We start from the raw sequence: 20,815 nt of genomic DNA, 5'->3' as shown, positions 1-20,815 counted from the left end.
AGTTATTATTTATTTGACGTTCTTGATATAGGTAAAAAGATAAGCTACACCTACAGCCATGACGAGCACGGCACCGGCTTGTCCCATAGCGTCAGAGGCAAAGCCCATGATAAGCGGGAAGACCGTACCACCAAAAAGTCCCATGATCATCAGTCCACTGACCTCATTTTGTTTGTCAGGCACACTCTGCAAAGCTTGAGCGAAGACGAGTGAGAAGACATTGCTGTTTCCATAGCCTACAAGTGCGATGGCAATATACAGTACAAGTTTGGTGGTTCCAAAGAACAGTCCGCACATCGAAAGGGCCATCATCGTGATGGAGATGACAAAGAACAGCCGGTTGTTGACCACACGCAGGAAAAACGATCCTGTCAAGCACCCAAGGGTACGGAAGATAAAGTAAAGCGACGTTGCGAAGGCGGCATCGTTGAGCGTCATCCCCAGCCGTTCCATGAGAATTTTTGGTGCTGTCGTGTTGGTGCCAACATCGATACCCACGTGACACATGATGCCGATGAAGCTCAGCAGCACGATAGGTTTGCCTAACAATCGGAAGCATGCCGCAAACTGCTTGCCTACAGTCGGCGAAGTCTCCCCGGCAAAGGCAGGTCCTTCTTCCTCAATGGGTGTGGAGAGCAGGAACAGCGAAGCAGCGATCCCGACTATCATATAGATAGGGAAGAGCACACGCCAGCCGAGACCGAAGGAGGGAATGGCTTGAGTAGCACCCCAAGCAGCGATATAGGGAGCCATGAACGAGGCGATAGCCTTGACAAACTGGCCGAAGGTGAGCGTAGAGGCGAGATGGCCGCCGCGAACCACTGTGGCAACAAGGGGGTTGAGCGAGGTCTGCATGAGCGCGTTGCCGATACCCAAGAGCGAGAAGCTGACGAGCATCAGTCCAAAGCTCTCACCGAAGAGCGGCAACAAGAGCGACACCACGGTGACAACGAGTGAAAGTAACACCGTCTTCTTTCGCCCGATCTTATTCATCAGCACACCCGTCGGCACAGAGAAGATTAGAAACCAGAAAAATACCAGAGATGGGAAGATATTGGCAGTGGCATCGTTGAGCCCCAGGTCACTCTTCACATAATTCGATGCTATGCCCACCAAGTCAACGAACCCCATGGCAAAGAAGCAAAGCATGACACTGGCCAGAGCCAGCTTGTTGATTTTGTTGTTCATGTCTTTATTAATTTAGGTTTTTTGTTCTATATCATTAAAGACCGCCTTCGTTAAAAAAGGACTATCCTTTAATTGCTGCCACGAAATTACGAAAACAAATTCAATGTTATGTTATGCATTCATACAAATGCTGTAACTTTTTCGACATGTATCAATATTTCCATCGAATGAAACAATTGTTAAGTCATTCGATACCCTTAAACTTACTCTTTTGCGTCTTCCTTGATGTCTGTTGGGTATTTGCCGTATTGCTTCTTAAAACAAGAAGAGAAATATCCAGGTGTACCGAAACCTACCTCATAGGCTACTTCCGCCACAGTCTTGTCGGTGGCTTTCAGCAATTTCATGGCCCGTTTGAGGCGCATCTCTTTCAGCAATTCCACAGGAGACATGCCCGTCATGGCCTTCACCTTTCGGTAGAGCTGCACACGGCTGATACCCATGTCAGCCCCGAGATCGTCCATCTTAAGTTTGGTGTTGCTCATATTCCTAAGGATAGCCTGGCGCAGTGTGTCCATGAACATCTTGTCGGGCGTGCTAAGCTTTTCTTCTTGTTCCTGGTTTTCATTCGTCTGTTGCTTTTCTGCGGAAAAGACTTTCTTGAGTTTCTGTCGATTGGCGAGCAGGCTGGCGATATGCGCGAGAAGCACCTCGGCACTGAAGGGTTTGGTGAGATAGGCATCAGCACCATGGCTGAGTCCTTCGGCCTGTTGCTGTTCTGTGCTGCGCGCTGTTAGCAGGATGACAGGGATATGGCTGGTCAAGGGCTCCGTCTTGATCTTGCCACAGAAGGTCAGTCCGTCCATCACTGGCATCATCACGTCGCTGATGATCAGGTCGGGCACACTCTCGCGTGCCAGTTTCCAACCGCTCTGTCCGTCGCTGGCTTCAAGCACGTAATAGCGGTTGAGGAGCAGCGTGCGCAGGTAGCGGCGCATGTCATCGTTGTCGTCAACGATCAACACAGTCGCGAGCTCGTCACTTTGGTCGCGCACGACGATGTCATGTTGCCCGTCCTGCACCGACCGTCGGCTGATGGCGTGTGCGTCATCGGGCTGCGGCTCCTTGACCATCTTTTGCGTTTCCTTTTGGAATTGCAGCACATCGGTGACAAGATGCAACAATTGTTCCGCATTGCGCCGTACGATGTCGAGCAGTTCATGGTCGCCCACACTGAGTGTCTTGCTCTCACTAAGTTGCTGCAGCGGGCCGTTGATGAGTGTCAGAGGCGTGCGCAGTTGGTGGCTGGCATTGGTGTAGAAGCGGATTTGCTCTTTCCCCAGTTCTTTTATCCGTCGGTTAGCGCGCCGTGTGATCACGATGGCTCTCCACACCAGCAAAACGGCGATGAACAGCACAAGCGCCACACAAACAGACACAAAGAGAATAGTACGCTGCACGTGATAGAGCCCGAGATAATCCTCGAGTTTATTCTGTATAGTAATGAGATACTCGTTTTGTCGCATCATCGCATTGGCATTGACAGCAATCTCATCGACATTCTGTGGTGTGACAACAACGCTCTTGATGATGTTTTCACGCTTATAAGGCTTGTGTTCCAGAATTTTCAGAGCCAAAGCGATAATCTCTTCACCGTGTGTCGGATAGATATAGCTGGCGGCAAGCTTTCCTTGCTGAATGGCCTCAATACCTTCATTTGGGAGTGCGTCAATACCGAGGAAATAGATACTTTTTTCTTTTCCGAGCTCTTTGGCGGCCTTGTAAGCGCCAAGTGACGCCAAGTCGCTATGGCAGAAGACCACGTCGAGAGGCTTGCCCTCCAGCAGCCATTTCTTCGTGGTCGCATAGGAGTCCTCAAACGTCCAGTTGGTCTTGATATGCTGAAAGTCGAGTTCAGGGTGTTGCTTCATGACAGTGCTGAATCCTTCGTATCGTTCACGGTCCGGCGATGTCACCAATTGACCGGTGATCTCAAGGACGACCGGCCGTCGCCCGACGTGTATGCTGTCGTGGCACAGTCGTGCGGCATAGGTACCCATCGCTCGTCCTGCCTCCACATTGTCGCCACCGATATAAGCAGTGTAATTTTGCGATGAAGTCTTGCGCTCAAAGAGAATAACGGGAATTCCACGTTTCTTCGCCTTTTCCACGCAGGGTGAGAGCGGACGATATTCGTTGGGTGAGATGACGAGCAAGTCCACGCCGGCATTGATGAGGCTGTCGATCTGCTGCCGCTGCCGGTCGGTGTTGTTGTCAGCGTTGGTGATGCACACTTTCACGTCGGTGTCGTAGAGATGCTGTGCGGACAGCATCTCGTTGTTGACTTTGTCGCGCCAGCGTCCGCCGACACACTGCGACACACCTATTTTATATTTATAGGAGACGCGCGGTGTGCAACCCGTGATGAGCAGGAGCAGCATCATGGATATTAAGATGAGTGGAACTATCCGTATGGTCTTAGGTTTCTTCATGTGGTATTGGCTTTTACGAGGGTCTTAGGTCGTTGTATCCATCAGTAGACCCTCACGTCGCTGATCACCGAGGAGCCGACAGCCTCGTTGAGTCGACGGGTGAGTTGCGTATGCATCATACTGAGGTCTTGCCGTAGTGCCGGGTTGTCGATCTTCACGTGCAACACTTGGTTGCGGATGAACTTTTCCCGTGTATAGCTTGAGATCATGTGTCCGGTGACCACGTCCCAGGCATCCACGATACGTCGCTGCAGCAGGGGCGTTTCCAGTCCTTCCTTTCTGAGCATTTCCTTCAGCAGGTCACCAATTGGTTTTACTTCACGCTTAAACATATATATAGATGAACGATAAATTGAGAATGAACACTTTTCTCACTTTGGAGCAAAAAGAGTCAACACTTAACACTGTGTCGCGTTTCCGTCCTCGACATGAAAGAGCTTATAATCCTCGCCCACATGTTGGAGGATATGGTCGAGATGGTCGCGGTTGGTGTCCGTGATGAAGATCTGACCATAGTCGGGTCGGGCCACGAGTTTGATGATCTGTTCCACGCGCTTGGCGTCGAGCTTGTCAAAGATGTCGTCGAGAAGCAGCAAAGGCGTCGTGCCGGATGCTGTCTTCTTCAAGAAAGAAAACTGAGCGAGTTTCAGTGCCAGCACGTAGGTCTTTGTCTGTCCCTGGCTGGCCTCCCGCCGCATGGGATAGCCCTCAAGCATCATCTCCAAGTCGTCGCGGTGGATGCCGTGCAGCGAATAGCCCACGGCACGGTCCCGCTGACGGTCGCGGCGGATCACATCGAGCAGTGGACCACGCTGCCCGTGAGAGACATAGTTGATCGATACCGCCTCGTGGTGATCCGAGAGCATGTCGTAGATATCTTGAAACACAGGAGTCATCTCCTCCACAAACTGGCTGCGCTTGTGAAAGACCTCCTCTCCCGCCGAAGCCATCTCCTCTTCCCACAGGTCCATGAGCGTAGCATCGGGCTCCGTCTCCATCTTCAACAGGGCATTGCGCTGCTGCAAAGCTTTGTTGTAGCGTGTCAGTGCGTCCATATAGGTATGGTCATACTGTGCGATGACCACATCCATCAGTCGTCTTCGCTCCTCACTTGTCCCCGTCACCAGACTGTTGTCCGAGGGCGTGACAAAGATAAGCGGGATGAGACCAATGTGTGTCGAGAGCTTCTTATAGTCCTTATGGTTACGCTTGAACTGCTTATGCCGTCCGCGCTTCATAGCCGCGTAGATATTTTCCTGCTGTCCCTGGTCGCCCTCATAGTCGCCCTCGATGACGAAGAACTCCTGGTCATGGTTGATCACCTGTGAGTCGATGTTGGTGAAGTTGCTGTGGCAGAACGAGAGAAAATAGACAGCGTCGAGGATGTTGGTTTTGCCTTCACCATTGTTGCCGATGAAGCAGTTCACCTTCGGCGAGAGCTCCAGTGCAGTGCTCTTAATATTCTTGTAATTGATGATTGATATCTTCTTCAGTCTCATGATCCTATGGGCTCTATGGGGCTTTCCCTTGCCTTACATGTGCAAAGATAAGAGTTTTGAAGCGAAAAAGCGAAAAAAGAGTCGTTTAAATTTTAGTATGTGAGGGAAAATTGCTAATTTTGTACCGATATATTGGCCGTACCCGAAGGAAACGGCGCTGCTGTGTATCATCAATTATCAATGAAATAACAAAAATCATTTCAAATAAATGGCAAACAACAACGGTCAGGCAACATTTGACGCTGCCTTTAAGTCACAAGAGTTTTTCGACAAGAACAAGAAGATTTTACTGGGAGCTATCATTGCGGTGGTAGTCATTGTCGCAGGATATTTCTGCTATAGCGCATTCATCGGCGGTCCCCGTGAGGAAAAAGCAAGTACGGCATTGGCCCGTGGACAGGAGTATTTCAATGCAGAACAGTTCGACAAAGCCCTCAACGGCGACGGTGCCGGATATACCGGTTTTGTGAAGATTGCCGATGACTACAGTTCTACTGATGCCGGCAACCTTGCCAAGCTCTATGCCGGACTGAGCTATGCCTATCTGGGCAAGTGGAGCGATGCCGTGAAATATCTTGAGGACTACTCCCCCAAGGGCGATGCTATGGTCAGCCCTGCCGCCATCGAGGCATTGGGCAATGCCTACGCTCATGTCGGACAGATCGACAAGGCTGTGAGCAAACTCCAGGAGGCTGCTGACAAGGCCGACGACAAAGCCGAGGACGGCGCCAACAACAGCCTGTCTCCTATCTTCCGCCTGCAGGCCGGTGAACTGCTCGAGTCTCAGGGCAAGAAGGCCGACGCACTGAAAGTCTATCAGGACATCAAGAAGAAATATGTCAACTCACAGCTTGTTCAGAGCAACGAGATCGACAAATATATTGAGAGAGCCAGCAACTAAGCAATGGCTCTTTCGAAACGTTAGGAGGATTTAGCTAATCATATTATGGCTACAGCATTACATCATTTATCCGATTACGATACGGCCAGCGTACCCGATGCCAGCAACATGTGCTTCGGTATCGTTGTCGCCGAGTGGAACAAGGACATCACAGGCGCACTGCTCGACGGTTGCGTGTCTACCCTTGAGAAGCACGGTGCGCTGCCCGAGAACATCCATGTCAAGACTGTGCCCGGCAGCTTCGAGCTCGTCTATGGCGCACAGCAACTGTGCAAGAACGATGGTTTCGATGCCATCATCATCCTGGGCAGTGTCATCCGTGGCGACACGCCGCACTTCGACTATATCTGCCAGGGCGTCACCTTTGGCATCTCCCGACTCAATGCCACACAGAACATTCCGGTGATCTTTGGACTGCTGACCACCGATGATCATCAGCAGGCAGTGGACCGATGTGGTGGCAAACTCGGCAACAAAGGTGATGAGTGCGCCATCGACGCCATCAAGATGGCAAAGTTCTAATGAATAAATATCATTATCAGCAGTGTTATGATTCTCTACGATCTCTTGCAGGCCTATCGTTTCGACGAGATCATGGCCACCATTAACAATATGTATCCCGGCACATCGGGCTATCGTGACCAGCTCCGCCTGGCCTACGACCTGTTGCTGGACATGCGTCCCGTGCCATCCAAGAAGCCGATACGCTTCAAGATCATCGACGGACCGGGCGATCTGAAGTATATGGGAGCAGAAGACCGCGACTTCAACACCACGTGGGAGGTCTGTCTCGGCAAAAACCTCGTCAGAGAGAAAGGCGTTGACCTCACCGACGATGAGCTTGTCGCCAACTGTCTGGTCAACATCTGCTTCACAGCGCGCCACCCAAAAGCTTTCGACAAAGCCTTTGAGGAGCTGCATCAAGAGTAACATCCTTTATCTTTCTTCTTACAATCAGGACAGGAGAGATCCTGCCCTGATTTTTTCTTCTAACTATCTCACATTTACCAATTATTTACTACCTTTGCATCCATGAATACAGAAATGAATCTCAACGTACTTTCCGAGAACGATCTTCTTTGGCTGAGAGAAAAAATACAGTCTTCCCATCATATCGTGATAACAGGCCACTCACGTCCCGACGGCGACGCGATGGGCTCATGCCTTGCCTGGGCTACCTGCCTGCGTGAGGCTTTCGGCAAGGAGCCTACCGTCATCATGCCCAATGCCTATCCCGATTTCTTGCAGTGGCTGCCCGGCACTCACGCCATCATCCGCTACGACAAGCATCCCGAGAAAGTCGCGCAGGCACTCAACGAGGCTGACCTGCTCTTTTGCATCGACTTCAACGACAACAACCGTGTCGACGCCATGGCAGAGATTCTCACCGCCTGTCAGGCACCGCGTGTGCTCTTCGACCATCATCTCGGTCCACAGATGCAGGCCGATGTGAAGGTCAGTTCAGAAGAGTTCTGCTCGGCGTCGGAAGTTGTCTTCCGTGTCGCCTGGCAGTTGGGCGTCTTCGATAAGCTCAGCAAGACCTTTGCCGTTTGCGACTATTGCGGCATGATGACCGACACAGGCGGCTTCACCTTTGCGTCCTCACGCCCGGAGATTTTCTATATCATCTGTCAGTTGCTCACCAAAGGCATTGACAAGGACAAGATCTATCGCAACGTGTTCAACAACTACAGCACATGGGCCATCCGCCTGCGCGGCTATCTGATGTCGCAGAAACTCAACGTCTTTGAGGATCTTCACGCATCCTACTATACGCTCACTCGCCAAAACATGCTCGACTACCACTATAAGCGGGGCGACGCCGAAGGACTTGTCAACGAGCCACTGCGCATCAAGGGCATGAAGGTCAGCATCTCGCTGCGTGAAGACGACCGCATCGACAACAAGATATGGATCAGTCTGCGCTCCGTCGACGACTTTTCCGTCGAGGACATGGCGCGCCGCTTCTTCAACGGCGGCGGACACTTCAACGCCAGCGGCGGGCATCTCGACTGCTCGATCGAGGAAGCAGAAAAGATCACACGCGAGGCCTTTGCATATTATAGTGAGCAACTGAAGGGCTGATAAAGGCATTTAATGTTTTTTATTCCTCTATATCAGTACTATCCAGCCTTTTTTTGCTACCTTTGCAATATTAATCAACAACAATAGACAGACAATGAGGAAACTGGGCTTTTTGTGCCTGATGCTGATAGGCTTGATGATGATCGCTTCCTGCAACGATGAGGAGACTTACGCTGATCAAAAGAAGCGGGAGAAAGCAGCTATCAGCAAGTATATCGCTGATTCGGCAGTGAACGTGATCTCGGAAGAAGAGTTTCTGAAGGACACGACAACCGATGTGAAGAAAAACGAATGGGTGCTCTTTGAGTCCTCGGGCGTTTATATGCAGATCGTGCGCCGTGGCTCCGGTAAGCCTTTGGCTTATGGCGAGAGTGAAACTGTCCTGTGCCGCTTCACCGAGCGCAACCTGCTAACCGACAGCGTACAGTTGAGCAATGTCATTTTCCCGGGAGCTTCCCAGATGCCGGACAAGATGAGTGTGACCAATTACTCGGGCACATTCCGCGGCTCGTTTGATAAGAGCAGTCTGATGTACCGCGTCTACGGCAATGGTTCGACAACCGTTCCGCAGGGATGGCTCGTGCCGCTGACGTTTATCAACTTAGGCCGCTATATCAATGCAGACGATGAGATTGCTAAGGTGAGGCTTATCGTGCCTCATGACATGGGACAGACCTATGCTGTGGCCAGCGTCTATCCCTGCCTCTACGACATCACCTACCAACGTGGGCGATAACCGATACAACAATCATAGATGTTTATCAATATATGACTCTGATTAAATCTATTTCCGGCATTCGCGGCACTATTGGCGGCCGCACAGGAGATACTCTGAATCCCCTGGACATTGTGAAGTTCACTTCCGCTTACGCTACGTTCATCCGTCGCAGTGCTAAGTCTTCCGCCAACAAGATTGTCGTTGGGCGTGACGCCCGCATCTCCGGTCCAATGGTTCGCAACGTTGTCTGCGGCACGCTGATGGGCATGGGCTATGATGTCCTCGACATCGACCTGGCAACCACACCGACCACTGAGCTCGCCGTACGCATGAGTGGCGCCGACGGCGGCATCATCATCACGGCCAGCCACAATCCCCGTCACTGGAACGCACTGAAGTTGCTCAACAACGAGGGTGAGTTCCTCACCAAAGCCGACGGCAATGCTGTGCTGGACATTGCCGAGAAAGAGGACTTCGAATACGCTGATGTTGATCATCTCGGACACTATACACACGACGACAGCTTTAACCAGCGACATATCGACAGCGTGCTGGCTCTCGACCTCGTGGATGTGGATGCTATCAAGAAGGCTCACTTCAAGGTGTGCGTTGACTCGATCAACTCGGTTGGCGGCATCATCCTGCCCCATCTGCTCGACGCCCTCGGCGTGGAATATAAGTTCCTCAACGGCGAGGCTAACGGCGATTTCGCCCACAACCCTGAGCCCTTGGAGCGCAACCTCGGCGGCATCATGAGCGAGGTGGCCAATGGCGGGTATGACCTCGGCATCGTCGTTGATCCGGATGTAGACCGTCTGGCATTCATCCAGGAGGATGGAAAGATGTATGGCGAGGAATATACACTGGTGACGGTGGCTGATTATATCCTTGACCATGTCAAAGGTCCTACGGTGAGCAACCTGAGTTCTACACGTGCCCTGCGTGATGTCACAGAGCGCCATGGCTGCAAATACTACGCCGCAGCCGTCGGTGAGGTCAATGTCACCACCAAGATGAAGGAAGTCGGTGCCGTCATCGGTGGCGAGGGCAACGGTGGAGTCATCTATCCCGAAAGCCACTATGGCCGTGACGCCCTCGTGGGCATCGGACTTTTCCTCAGCAGTATGGCACAGAAAGGCATGAAGGCCAGTCAGTTGCGCGCCACTTTCCCGAACTATTTCATGGCTAAGAACCGTGTGGACTTGAAGCCCGATACCGACATCGACGCTATATTAAATAAGGTGAAGGAGCACTTCGCTTCTCAGCCCGATGTACAGGTGACCGACATCGACGGCGTGAAGCTCGACTTCCCCGACAAGTGGGTGCACCTGCGCAAGAGCAACACCGAGCCGATCATCCGTGTCTACAGTGAGGCTCACACTGCCGAAGAAGCTGATGCGCTCGGCAAGGAACTGATGGCGTTTGTGACGAAATAGAGCACTTCAACAGCCTTTTTCCCCCTCCTCCTCTCCCAAGGAGAGGGGGAGTGATATGCGGAAGCAACAATTCTCATGCAAGAACTTGTATGCTTCAAAGTATCAATTATTACGACAAAAACATGTTCAGAAGAGTTCGTGTTCTAGAGCATGCGAGAAATGAAATTTAGGTTGTCGATCGTCAGAAAAGGACTTTGTGCAGGAGAAAACAGTTGTTTGTGTGCGTCATCTCAGTTGTTTTACCCGATAAAACAACTGAGATGACGCACACAAACAACTGAGATGACACGAAATTCTCTAGAGAATTTCGATAGAAACCGATACTTTGACGGCTTTTTGTAATTTTTTTCGTGGTTACAGAAAGCTGTTTTTCTTTTAACTCTTTATCTGTCAAGTATTTACGAAAACATGCCCAAAATTTGCGAAATTGAGAGCAAGGTACACCTCCGTGGAGAAAATTGCCTGTATTTTGCCCGTTTTTTGTCAGTTTCCTAAACAGTAGCAGATGCTATCATCTATTTGAAACGGACTTGCGAAAGCGCAGGTCATTTTGTGCGCTGCAGCCGAGCCAGGAAGCCTTGAAATGTCTATAAAAAAGAGAAACTTCACTTTTCCCTGCTCCTACGGTCGGATTTTCACGGGAAAGCAGTACCTTTGCATAAAAAAGAAAAGAAGCATGATCAATACCAGTGCCTTCCAAGGCAAGAAAGCAGCTTACTACACGCTGGGCTGCAAGCTCAACTTCTCTGAAACCTCCACCTTTGGCAAGTTGCTCAGCGAAATGGGCGTCACGACCGCTCACGAGGGCGAGCACGCCGACATCTGTCTGATCAACACCTGCTCGGTGACCGAGGTGGCCGACCACAAATGCCGTCAGGCCATCCACCGCATGGTGCGCGAGAACCCCGATGCTTTTGTCGTGGTCACAGGATGCTATGCTCAGCTCGAGCCCGAGACGGTGAGTGCTATCGACGGCGTGGACCTCGTGCTCGGCTCCAATGAGAAAGCCAACCTCATACAGTACCTCTCCGACGCCTGGACTCAGCCGCGCGAGGGGCATCTACACGCCTTCCACCACGAGAAGACCAAGGACATCAAGACCTTCCAACCGTCGTGCTCACGCGGCAACCGCACCCGCTACTTCCTGAAAGTACAGGACGGATGCGACTATTTCTGCACTTACTGCACCATTCCTTACGCACGCGGCTTCTCGCGCAACCCCACCATTGCCTCGCTCGTGGAACAAGCCCGACAGGCTGCAAGCGAAGGCGGGAAGGAGATCGTGCTCACCGGTGTGAACATCGGAGAGTTTGGCAAGACCACCGGCGAGACGTTTCTCGACCTGGTCAAAGCACTCGACGACGTGGAAGGAATCCAGCGCTACCGCATCAGCTCGCTGGAGCCCGACCTCATCGACGACAAGCTCATCGAGTACTGTGCACATTCGCGCGCCTTCATGCCGCATTTCCACATACCCTTGCAGAGCGGTAACGACGAGGTGCTTAAACTCATGCACCGCCGCTACACACGCGATGTCTTCGCACATAAGATCAACCTTATCAAAGAGCTCATGCCCGACGCGTTCATCGGCGTCGACGTGATGGTGGGCTGTCGCGGCGAGCGGCCGGAGTACTTCGAGGACTGCTACCACTTTCTCGACAATCTGCCTGTGACACAGCTCCACGTCTTCCCCTATTCCGAACGACCCGGGACATCGGCCCTCGCCATCCCCTACGTGGTCAGCGACAAGGACAAGAAAGAACGGTCAAGACGGCTCTTGGAACTCTCCGACAAAAAGACGCACGACTTCTATGCACACTATATCGGACAGACACGGCCCGTGCTCTTCGAAAAAGCTCCCGCCGGACACGCCATGCACGGCTTCACCGACAACTACATCCGTGTCACTCTGCCCGCCAGTGAGGCTCGCGAGGAGTACGACAATGAGATCCTCAACGTGACACTCGGCGATTTCAGAAAGAGTGGAAAAGAAGATACGCTACTCGCGAAAGCCATCATAGCAAAATAAAACCGAAAAACAATGAAGACTGCTATCGTCATATTGAACTGGAACGGACGGAAGATGATGGAACGCTTCCTGCCCACCGTGCTGAAATACTCACGCAACGACGCTGAGGTGTGGGTGGCCGACAATGCCTCCACCGACAACTCGATGGAGATGCTCGCACAGAAGTTCCCGGAAGTGAAGACCTTGGTGCTCGACCGCAACTACGGCTTTGCCGACGGCTACAACCGTGCGCTGCGGCAGATAGAGGCAGACTACTATGTACTGCTCAACTCCGACGTGGAGGTGACACACCACTGGCTCACGCCTCTGCAAGAGTATATGGACAGCCACGACGACGTGGCAGCCTGTCAGCCAAAACTGCTCAGCGAGGCAGACAAGGACAGTTTTGAGTATGCCGGAGCCTCCGGCGGCTTCCTCGACCGCTTTGGCTATCCGCTCTGCCGTGGCCGTGTCTTCGACACCGTGGAGCGCGACAACGGTCAGTATGACTATAAGATGGATGTGCTCTGGGCTACGGGAGCCTGCCTGATGATACGTGCCAAAGACTATTGGGAGGCAGGAGCACTCGACGCACGCTTCTTTGCGCACAACGAGGAAATCGATCTCTGCTGGCGACTGCGGCAGCGTGGACGGCGCGTGGTGTGCATTCCCGAAAGCGAAGTATACCATGTCGGCGGCGGCACTCTGCCGCAGGGCAACCCGATGAAGACTTTCCTCAACTTCCGCAACAACCTGACGATGCTCTACAAAAACCTCCCCGACGAGGAGCTGCAAACCGTAATGCACATGAGATGGATCCTGGATCACATCGCTGCCTTGGAAACACTGATCGTCAACCGCAATTGGCGCGACTTCATCGCTATCCTGCGGGCGCGTCGCGCTTTCTATAAATGGCGCCACGATTTCGACGCTGACCGTGAGGCTATCAGGATGAGCAGAAAGCTCACGACGGTGCCCGAACGCTTGCCGATCAGCATCGTATGGCAATACTATGTCAAGGGTAAGAAGACGTTCAGCGCTTTGACGAGCTCTCCTCATCAAACAGACGATTGAAAACCTCGCGCAGACGGGGTTTGTCGGCGATGATGTCACGCACACGCTTGAGCTTTTCCTCATTGGGCGAGTTGGGTATCCACAGGCGGATATAGCCACGGGCACTGTACTTCTCTTCCATGTGACGATCGAAGCGCTGCCACTGCCACTCACGGTCCTTATCGGGATCACGCTCTAAACCAAACTCCACGGCACGGCGAAACACCACCTCAGGATCGAGGTCACGGTCGGCCTCGGCGACAATCTTTCCGTAGATGCTCCGAGGCTCGTGTGAGGCAGAGGCACGATGATCCTCCACTGCTTCCCTCATGATGGTGATTTGCTCGGGCGAGAACCACTTCTTCAGACGGGCATCGGCCGCAAGGATCTTGCCGCCGGTGATATGATGGATGGCACGCGGACCGCTCATGCCAAGGTCATGATAGGCGGCAATGGCGTACACCATATTGATATCAGCACCCGTGCGCCGTGCCAGCTCCAAAGAGTTGGCAATGACACGCTGCACATGGCTCAGACCATGGGAGCGACCAAAGGCTGTATAGCGAGGCAGAATGCTCGTTTCGACAAATGACATCAAGTCGAGATTTACTTCCATAGGATATGATTCGTTTATCTTGCTCTTTCATCTGTAAAGATAGCAAAAAGATTTGAGATGACAAAATATTACGGACAATAATAGCTAAACAGACGCGAAATGAATATGGATAACAAAGGAGAACTGTTTCCCGTCGTTGATGAGGACGGACACGTGATCGGGAAAATCACACGCGGAAAAGCACACGACGGCTGCAAGGTGCTCCATCCGGTGGTGCACCTGCATGTCTTCAACAGCCGTGGCGACCTCTACCTGCAGCAGCGACCTCACTGGAAAGACATTCAGCCCGACAAATGGGACACGGCATGCGGTGGTCATGTCGACTACGGCGAGACCGTGGAGCAGGCGTTGCACCGTGAGGTAAGTGAGGAACTCGGCATCACCGACTACTCGCCACACTTTGTCAAGCACTATGTCTTTGAGAGCCAGCGCGAGAAGGAACTGGTGTGGGTCTTCACAACGGTCTACGACGGCAAGGTATGCCCAAGCAAAGATGAGCTCGCCGGGGGCCGCTTCTGGAGTCCCGAAGAGATTAAGGCCAACATGGGAAAGGGTATCTTCACTCCCAACTTCGAGAACGAGTATCGAGAAGTGATCATGCCACTGAAAAGAGAATAGCAGACTCCTCGTCTTATGGAAACATACGTCGCCTTGACAGGCTAACGCTCCCTATGCGTAATAAAAAGATAAACCGAATATTGAGAATAATAAATGGTTGATTCGATATTGATACCAAATAATATTCTCAACATTCGGTTTTATTCTTTATCCCATCGAAGATGAAGCGTTAAAAGCCCAAACGCATAATGCGTTTCTTTTAAGCAGTAGAAACGTATTTTATTCCGTGCTTAAGGTCATTCAGCCTACAGCACTGCTGACGCTACGAAGCAACCTTTGAACTGTTCCTCCACTCCTTGCGGTATCTCACGGAAGATACCGAAAAGGGCACTGCCGCTGCCACTCATCTGAGCATAGAGAGCTCCCATGTCGTAGAGGCTCTGCTTGATACACGCTAACTCGGGATGGGCCTTGAAGACAGGACCCTCGAAGTCGTTGGTCAGTTCGTCACGCCATGTGGAAATCGGCTGACGCACGATCTCGCGGCAAGACTTGCGGGGCATGTGACAAACGATCTGTGCATAGGCCTCACGTGTCGACACTGCCACGTCGGGCTTCACCACCACGATCGAATAGCCGTGGAGATTGCCCTTAGGGCCATCGGCTGGCTCAAGGATCTCGCCGCGTCCGGTAGCATACGACGGTTCGGCAGTAATAAAAAACGCACAGTCGGAACCCAACTTGGCAGCATAGCGCTCCATCTCGGCAATGCCGATGTTCAGCCGGAAACGCTCGTCGAGCAGACGAATCATGAAGGCTCCATCAGAGCTGCCCCCGCCCAGTCCTGCTTGCGAGGGGATACACTTGAAAAGATGGGCATGAATAGGCGGCAACTCAAAGTCGGCGGCAAGAAGGTCGTAGGCCTTCACTACGAGGTTGCTGCGCTCGTCACAGTCCACGGCATTGCCCGTCACCTTCAGATCGCAAGGATGATCTGAGGGAAAAGCGGGATCCATGTGTTTGATCTCCAAAGCGTCGGTGAGCGGGATGGGATAAAACACGGTCTGTATGTCGTGATAGCCATCAGGCCGCTCGGCGACAATATTCAATCCAAGATTGATCTTGGCACAAGGAAAGGTCAGCATAGTATGATGTATTTAAAGTTATCTTTGGCGAAAGCCACGGACAGTTAATTGTTTTGGAACTGCTTGATACGCTGCTCTTCCGACAGTTTGCAGACCAGCAACGTGTCGTCATGCTCGGCAACGATATATCCATCAAGACCTTGCAGGATCACCTTCTTCTCCTGAGTAGTGTGCACGACACAGTTGCGGCACTCAAAGGTGTGGATGTTCTTGCCGATAAGTCCGTTGCCGTACATGTCGCGCTGGCTCTGCAACAGCAGTGAGCCCCACGTGCCAAGGTCGCTCCAACCAAAGTCTGCCGGGAAGACAAAGATCTCCTCTGCATTCTCCATCACGGCGTAATCGATGGAGATATTGTCGCAATCGGGATACACCTTATTAATAGTCTCCTGCTCTTGCGGCGTGCCCATGACATTCTGTATGCGCTCAAAGATGTTGTTGATGCGGGGCGCATACACGCGCAGAGCGTTGACAATCGTCTCCACACTCCATACAAAGATACCGGCATTCCAGAAAAAGTTATGCTCGCTGATATAGTGCTTGGCAGTTTCCAAGTCAGGCTTTTCCTTGAACTGGTCGACACGATAAATCTCGCGGTTGCGCGGTGAATTGGAGGTGAGGTCAGCCTGGATATAGCCGTAGCCGGTCTCAGGGCGCGTTGGCTTCATGCCCAAAGTCACGACAGCATCTGTCTCGCCGGCAAACTTCAGACAAGAAGTGATGACACGACGGAACTCATCGACGTTGGTGACGATATGATCAGATGGCGAGACGACGACTTTGGCCTTCGGGTCGGTCATCTTGATGCGCCAACTGACGTAGGCGATGCAGGGCGCCGTATTTCTGCGGCACGGTTCTTGCAGGATATGATCAACGGGCACATCGGGCAACTGCTCGTGAACCAAGTCGGCGTAGCGTTCGTTGGTGACAATCCAAACGTTCTCTATCGGGCAGACGCCGCGGAAACGGTCTAATGTCATCTGTATCAACGTACGCCCCACACCTAACACATCGATGAACTGCTTGGGGCGTTCTTCGGTACTCATCGGCCAGAAACGGCTGCCGATGCCGCCTGCCATGATGACAAGATGATTATTTTGTTGGGCCATATATTGAAATAGGTTATCTATGCGTTATATATAATAAGGTATCACTAAAAGAAGAATTGAACCATGACACAACACATCATTGTTCTTTGCGTCGTCGCTCTGTGCGTCGCCTATGCCGTTTACCGTATCGTCTATGCTGTTCGCAATGCCCACGGCCGTTGCTACGGCTGTCAGCTGAAGGACGTTTGCAACAAATACGGCAACGGCAAAAAAGCTATTTCACCACGGCAAAGTAAACCAGGTCGTGGTCAGTCAGATTCTCCATGTAGTGACTATGTCCCTCGGGGCAATAATGACACTGCCCGGCACGGCACTCCTCTACATGATCATCATAGTAGAAAGTAGCGATGCCACTGATGACGAAGACAATCTCGCAGTTGCCTTCATGGACATGCAATCCTGAAGATGCACCCGGACGAAGCGTGGAGTACATGATCTTTGCCTTGCCATCATCGTAGTTGCGTGTGTCGAGTCTTCCTTTCCCACCTTTGAAGCCATCGATATGTACTTCGGGTATCTTGTCGAAATCAATAATCATAATGCTTTTCTGTTTTTGATTCTTTATTTAGTCACAAAGTTAACAAAAAAAGCATAACTATAAAACTTTTCCCTAAGAAAAAGACTTTTTCGTGCAAAAAAACTACTGTGTAACGGTCGCATTGCACATGTTCCATATCATCTTCAACCCTGATATGGCGTTGTGTAACGGCGGCTGTAGAGCTCGTTATTCCTTACCTATAACCTAAATTATACCTTATATTGATATTTTTACGAGAAAAATAGAAAATTGTAGTGGCTTTGCAACAGTATTATGGAAATTTTTGCTTAATTTTGCAGTGAATTCGTTAAGCAGGGGGTTAACCCTAAGGTATTAATTATTCATTATTAAAGGTATGCAAAGAAGATTGCATTTTATGCTCATCATGCTTCTGTTGATGATTTCATCAACCATGATGGCACAGGTCACCACTTCTGGCCTAAACGGTAAGGTGGCGGCTGGTGGTGAAAACGTCATCGGTGCTACGATCACCGCCATCCACGAACCTTCAGGTACACGCTACAACGCTGTCACCAATGAAAGCGGGCGCTTTACCATCCAGGGTATGCGTGTCGGCGGACCCTACAAGGTCACCGTCAACTACATCGGCTACAAGGATGAGGTCATCGACAACATCCAGCTGTCCTTGGGACAGCCTCGTACGCTGAACATCGACCTAAAGGAGGATGCGCAGCAAATCGGTGAGGTCACCGTACTCGGCAAGAGCGGACGTAACAGTGGTGGCGCTGCTGCCAACTTCAACCAGCAGCGCATTGAGAACACTCCAACCATCAGCCGCGATATCTACGATGTGGCTAAGTTGTCTCCATTGGTGTCCAATTCACGTCTTGGCGGTGTTTCCATCTCTGGTATCAACAACCGTTACAACTCTTTCCAGATTGACGGTACGGTGAGCAACGATGTCTTCGGACTTGCCGGCAGCGGTACCAACGGTGGTCAGACAGGTGCCAACCCTATCTCCATGGACGCTATTCAGGAGCTGCAGGTAAGCGTCGCTCCGTTTGATGTCCGTCAGAGCGGTTTCACAGGCGGTGCCATTAATGCCATCACCAAGAGCGGTACCAACCAATTCCACGGCAGTGCTTACATGTACTACACCAATCAGGACATGTACAGCAAGTACAACCGCCTGCAAGACTATGCTGAGGACAAACTCTCACAGCGTTCTACCAAGACCTACGGTGCTACCTTCGGTGGCCCGATCGTGAAGGATAAGCTCTTCTTCTTCGCCAGTGCAGAATATAAGAAGACAGAGGCTCCTGCTACTATCTATCCAGGATATATCAACAAATATGTCACTGAGGCTACGCTGAAACAAATCGCTGATAAATACTACGACTTGACCGGTATTCAGGAATCTTATGGCAAAGGTGAGCTCGGCACTAAGTCGTTCGGTCTCTTGGCCCGTTTGGACTGGAACATCGACGTGAACAACCACTTGGCTTTCCGCTATCAGCACAACGACTCTTACGATGACAAGGACGGACTGAACAGCAAAACTTATACTTTCAGCAACTCCAGCTATCGCATGAACAACAAGACCAACTCGTTCGTAGCTGAGTTGAACTCTCATATCAGTCCCGTACTCTATAACGAAGCCCGTGTCTCTGCAAGCTTCATCCGTGACAACCGCGATGTGCCCTACATGGGTCCATGTGTGCAGATCGGTAGCGTTGCCGGTGGTGACGGTACTTCCATGAACACTGTCAACATCGGTACTGAATTCAGCAGTGCTGCCAACTACCTCAATCAGGATATTTGGACAGCAGAGGACAACCTCTCTTGGTACAAAGGCAACCACACTATCACCTTCGGTACACATAATGAGTTCTATAAGATGAAGAACCTCTTCATCCAGGGTGCAAACGGTTCGTGGTACTACAATGATCTCGAGACCTTCCTCGCTGATACTCCTTACAAGTTCACATATAAGTACACTGATCCTGAACTGACCGGCGGTGACACCAAGTGGGCTCCTACCATGAAGTTCGGACTCTTTGGTCTGTATGCACAGGACAAGTGGGATATCACTCCGCTGTTCAATGTTACCTATGGCGTGCGCTTCGATCTCAATGCCACATTGAACTCTCCCACTTCCAACGATGCCTTCAACACCTTCGCTTCTGAGCATAACCTCGGTGTAGAGGTGGGCAAGATGCCAAGTGCCAAGCTCCTCGTTTCTCCTCGTGTAGGCTTCAACTGGTATACCGATGCCAGCCATCGCACACTGCTCCGTGGCGGTGTGGGTATCTTCTCTGGCCGCGCTCCTTATGTATGGCTCTCCAACGCTTTCGTCAACAACGGCATTGAGGCCAAGGGCACAACCATCAACACTAATAACAACACTGCTCCTTCTCTCGGCAAGTATGCCAAGGATCCCATGGCAGCAGCTAAGACCTCTAAGGCAGGTCTGTCTCCTGACATCGTTACCGTGGCCAAGAACTTCCGCTTCCCGCAAGTGCTCCGTGCCAACCTCGCCTTGGAGCAGATGCTCCCAGGTGACGTGAAGATGACCCTCGAGGGCTTGTACTCTAAGAACCTCAACAATGTGTTCTTCGAGAACCTCGCTTATAAGGATAATGGCGAAAAGGTCTATGCTGTTCCTGGTGTAGAGGCTTCTGCCGTCACTTCTTATAGCAAGATTGAAAATAAGCTTCCTTACTACAGCATCATCAACCTGAGAAATACCAATAAGGGTTATTCTTATAATGTGTCTGTCAAGGCAGAGAAGTCCTTCGACTTCGGTCTGGATGTAATGGCAAGCTATATCTTCGGTCACTCTTACAGTGTCAACGACGGTACGTCTTCTGTAGCTTACTCTAACTGGAAGTACAACTACAGCCGCAACACCAACGACAAGAACGAGATGAGCTGGTCGAAGTTCGACATTCCTCACCAGGTACGCATTCAGGTTTCTTACAACTCTCCTAAATACTGGAACGGTTGGATGAACACCGAGGTGGCCATCAACTACAATGGTTTCAGCGGTGGACGCTACTCTTTGACGATGAACGAGAAGGCCGACTTCAACAATGATGGCTTCAAAGGCAACAACCTGCTCTACATCCCGACAAAGGATGAGCTGGCCAAGATGAACTTCACCAGCACAAAGAACATGACTGCCGAGCAGAGCCGTGAGGCTTTCGAAAAGTGGATTGAGGAAGACGACTATGCCAAGAACCATCGTGGTGAGTATGCTAAGCGTAACTCCAACCTCTCTCCTTGGGAAAACGAGGTTGACCTCCACGTTGCTCAGAACATCTACAACATCAAGGGTATCGGCAAGTTCCAGATTACTTTCGACGTGATGAACTTCGCCAACATGCTCAACAAACACTGGGGCGCTCACTACGGCAATGCTTATAACCTCAGCCCGTTGACGCTGACAACTATTAAGGACGGTGCCGGTGTCTACCAGTTCAACACCAACAGCAAGCCCGTGGCAAGCGATACTGGCAGCCGTTGGCACGCACAGATTGGCTTCCGCCTCGAGTTCTAATGATGTAGA

The 20,815-nt window shown here is 51.4% G+C and carries 18 protein-coding genes; 10 read left to right on the top strand and 8 right to left on the bottom strand.

What is annotated here, in order from left to right; translation table 11 throughout:
* Positions 1-9 precede the first annotated feature (9 nt).
* The 4 genes from FYJ73_RS07110 to recF all read right to left on the bottom strand — a co-directional run bounded on the left by FYJ73_RS07110 (position 10) and on the right by recF (position 5,119).
* A complete protein-coding gene (locus tag FYJ73_RS07110) occupies positions 10-1,188 on the bottom strand; it encodes an MFS transporter (protein WP_154534022.1) in 1,179 nt (392 codons plus the stop codon).
* Positions 1,189-1,391: 203 nt separating this feature from the next.
* Positions 1,392-3,620 (bottom strand): hybrid sensor histidine kinase/response regulator transcription factor, encoded by a 2,229-nt coding sequence (locus tag FYJ73_RS07105; RefSeq protein ID WP_235899275.1) that lies wholly within the window; start codon positions 3,618-3,620, stop codon positions 1,392-1,394.
* A 41-nt stretch (positions 3,621-3,661) separates the two neighbouring features.
* On the bottom strand, positions 3,662-3,952 hold the full coding sequence (locus FYJ73_RS07100) for a DciA family protein (protein WP_154534021.1): 291 nt from the start codon (positions 3,950-3,952) through the stop codon (positions 3,662-3,664).
* A gap of 66 nt (positions 3,953-4,018) precedes the next feature.
* A complete protein-coding gene (gene recF / locus FYJ73_RS07095; protein ID WP_154534020.1) occupies positions 4,019-5,119 on the bottom strand; it encodes a DNA replication/repair protein RecF in 1,101 nt (366 codons plus the stop codon).
* Positions 5,120-5,327: 208 nt separating this feature from the next.
* Between recF and FYJ73_RS07090 the strand changes: the two genes are divergently transcribed.
* The 8 genes from FYJ73_RS07090 (at position 5,328) to FYJ73_RS07055 (ending at position 13,341) form a co-directional block, all read left to right on the top strand.
* Positions 5,328-6,020, top strand: a complete 693-nt coding sequence (locus FYJ73_RS07090) for a tetratricopeptide repeat protein (protein ID WP_154534019.1) — start codon at positions 5,328-5,330, stop codon at positions 6,018-6,020.
* A 45-nt stretch (positions 6,021-6,065) separates the two neighbouring features.
* Positions 6,066-6,542, top strand: coding sequence for a 6,7-dimethyl-8-ribityllumazine synthase (gene ribH / locus FYJ73_RS07085; RefSeq protein WP_154534018.1), 477 nt, complete (start codon positions 6,066-6,068; stop codon positions 6,540-6,542).
* A gap of 27 nt (positions 6,543-6,569) precedes the next feature.
* Positions 6,570-6,950 carry a hypothetical protein gene (locus tag FYJ73_RS07080; protein ID WP_154534017.1) on the top strand — a complete coding sequence of 127 codons (381 nt, stop codon included), beginning with the start codon at positions 6,570-6,572 and terminating at the stop codon, positions 6,948-6,950.
* Positions 6,951-7,064: 114 nt separating this feature from the next.
* Entirely contained in the window at positions 7,065-8,105 is a 1,041-nt protein-coding gene (locus tag FYJ73_RS07075; RefSeq protein WP_154534016.1) for a DHH family phosphoesterase, read from the top strand.
* A 94-nt stretch (positions 8,106-8,199) separates the two neighbouring features.
* Positions 8,200-8,841 (top strand): BamK family beta-barrel-assembly machinery protein, encoded by a 642-nt coding sequence (locus tag FYJ73_RS07070; protein WP_154534015.1) that lies wholly within the window; start codon positions 8,200-8,202, stop codon positions 8,839-8,841.
* A 32-nt stretch (positions 8,842-8,873) separates the two neighbouring features.
* Positions 8,874-10,259: a phosphoglucosamine mutase gene (gene glmM / locus FYJ73_RS07065; protein WP_154534014.1), complete on the top strand. Its 1,386-nt coding sequence runs from the start codon at positions 8,874-8,876 to the stop codon at positions 10,257-10,259.
* A gap of 676 nt (positions 10,260-10,935) precedes the next feature.
* Complete coding sequence (gene mtaB / locus FYJ73_RS07060) at positions 10,936-12,288, top strand: tRNA (N(6)-L-threonylcarbamoyladenosine(37)-C(2))-methylthiotransferase MtaB (RefSeq protein ID WP_154534013.1); 1,353 nt, start codon at positions 10,936-10,938, stop codon at positions 12,286-12,288.
* Positions 12,289-12,300: 12 nt separating this feature from the next.
* Complete coding sequence (locus FYJ73_RS07055) at positions 12,301-13,341, top strand: glycosyltransferase family 2 protein (RefSeq protein ID WP_154534012.1); 1,041 nt, start codon at positions 12,301-12,303, stop codon at positions 13,339-13,341.
* Here FYJ73_RS07055 and FYJ73_RS07050 read toward each other — a convergent pair.
* A complete protein-coding gene (locus FYJ73_RS07050; protein ID WP_154534011.1) occupies positions 13,301-13,936 on the bottom strand; it encodes an HD domain-containing protein in 636 nt (211 codons plus the stop codon). The genes FYJ73_RS07055 and FYJ73_RS07050 overlap by 41 nt on opposite strands.
* A 99-nt stretch (positions 13,937-14,035) precedes the next feature.
* On the opposite strand from FYJ73_RS07050, the gene FYJ73_RS07045 reads away from it, so the two are divergent.
* On the top strand, positions 14,036-14,554 hold the full coding sequence (locus FYJ73_RS07045) for an NUDIX hydrolase (RefSeq protein ID WP_154534010.1): 519 nt from the start codon (positions 14,036-14,038) through the stop codon (positions 14,552-14,554).
* Positions 14,555-14,799: 245 nt separating this feature from the next.
* Here FYJ73_RS07045 and ispE read toward each other — a convergent pair whose 3' ends face one another.
* The 3 genes from ispE to FYJ73_RS07030 form a co-directional block, all read right to left on the bottom strand.
* Positions 14,800-15,639, bottom strand: a complete 840-nt coding sequence (gene ispE / locus FYJ73_RS07040; RefSeq protein ID WP_154534009.1) for a 4-(cytidine 5'-diphospho)-2-C-methyl-D-erythritol kinase — start codon at positions 15,637-15,639, stop codon at positions 14,800-14,802.
* Positions 15,640-15,683: 44 nt separating this feature from the next.
* Positions 15,684-16,748, bottom strand: coding sequence for a mannose-1-phosphate guanylyltransferase (locus FYJ73_RS07035; RefSeq protein WP_154534008.1), 1,065 nt, complete (start codon positions 16,746-16,748; stop codon positions 15,684-15,686).
* Positions 16,749-16,962: 214 nt separating this feature from the next.
* A complete protein-coding gene (locus FYJ73_RS07030; protein ID WP_154534007.1) occupies positions 16,963-17,286 on the bottom strand; it encodes a cupin domain-containing protein in 324 nt (107 codons plus the stop codon).
* A 355-nt stretch (positions 17,287-17,641) separates the two neighbouring features.
* Here FYJ73_RS07030 and FYJ73_RS07025 point away from each other — a divergent pair, with 355 nt between their 5' ends.
* A complete protein-coding gene (locus FYJ73_RS07025) occupies positions 17,642-20,806 on the top strand; it encodes a TonB-dependent receptor (protein WP_154534006.1) in 3,165 nt (1,054 codons plus the stop codon).
* Positions 20,807-20,815: the final 9 nt, after the last annotated feature.

It is taken from the genome of Hallella mizrahii (assembly GCF_009695775.1).
Classification (GTDB): Bacteria; Bacteroidota; Bacteroidia; order Bacteroidales; family Bacteroidaceae; genus Prevotella; species Prevotella mizrahii.
Note: the sequence above shows the minus strand (reverse complement) of the source record. Positions and strands in the feature narration are given on the sequence as shown.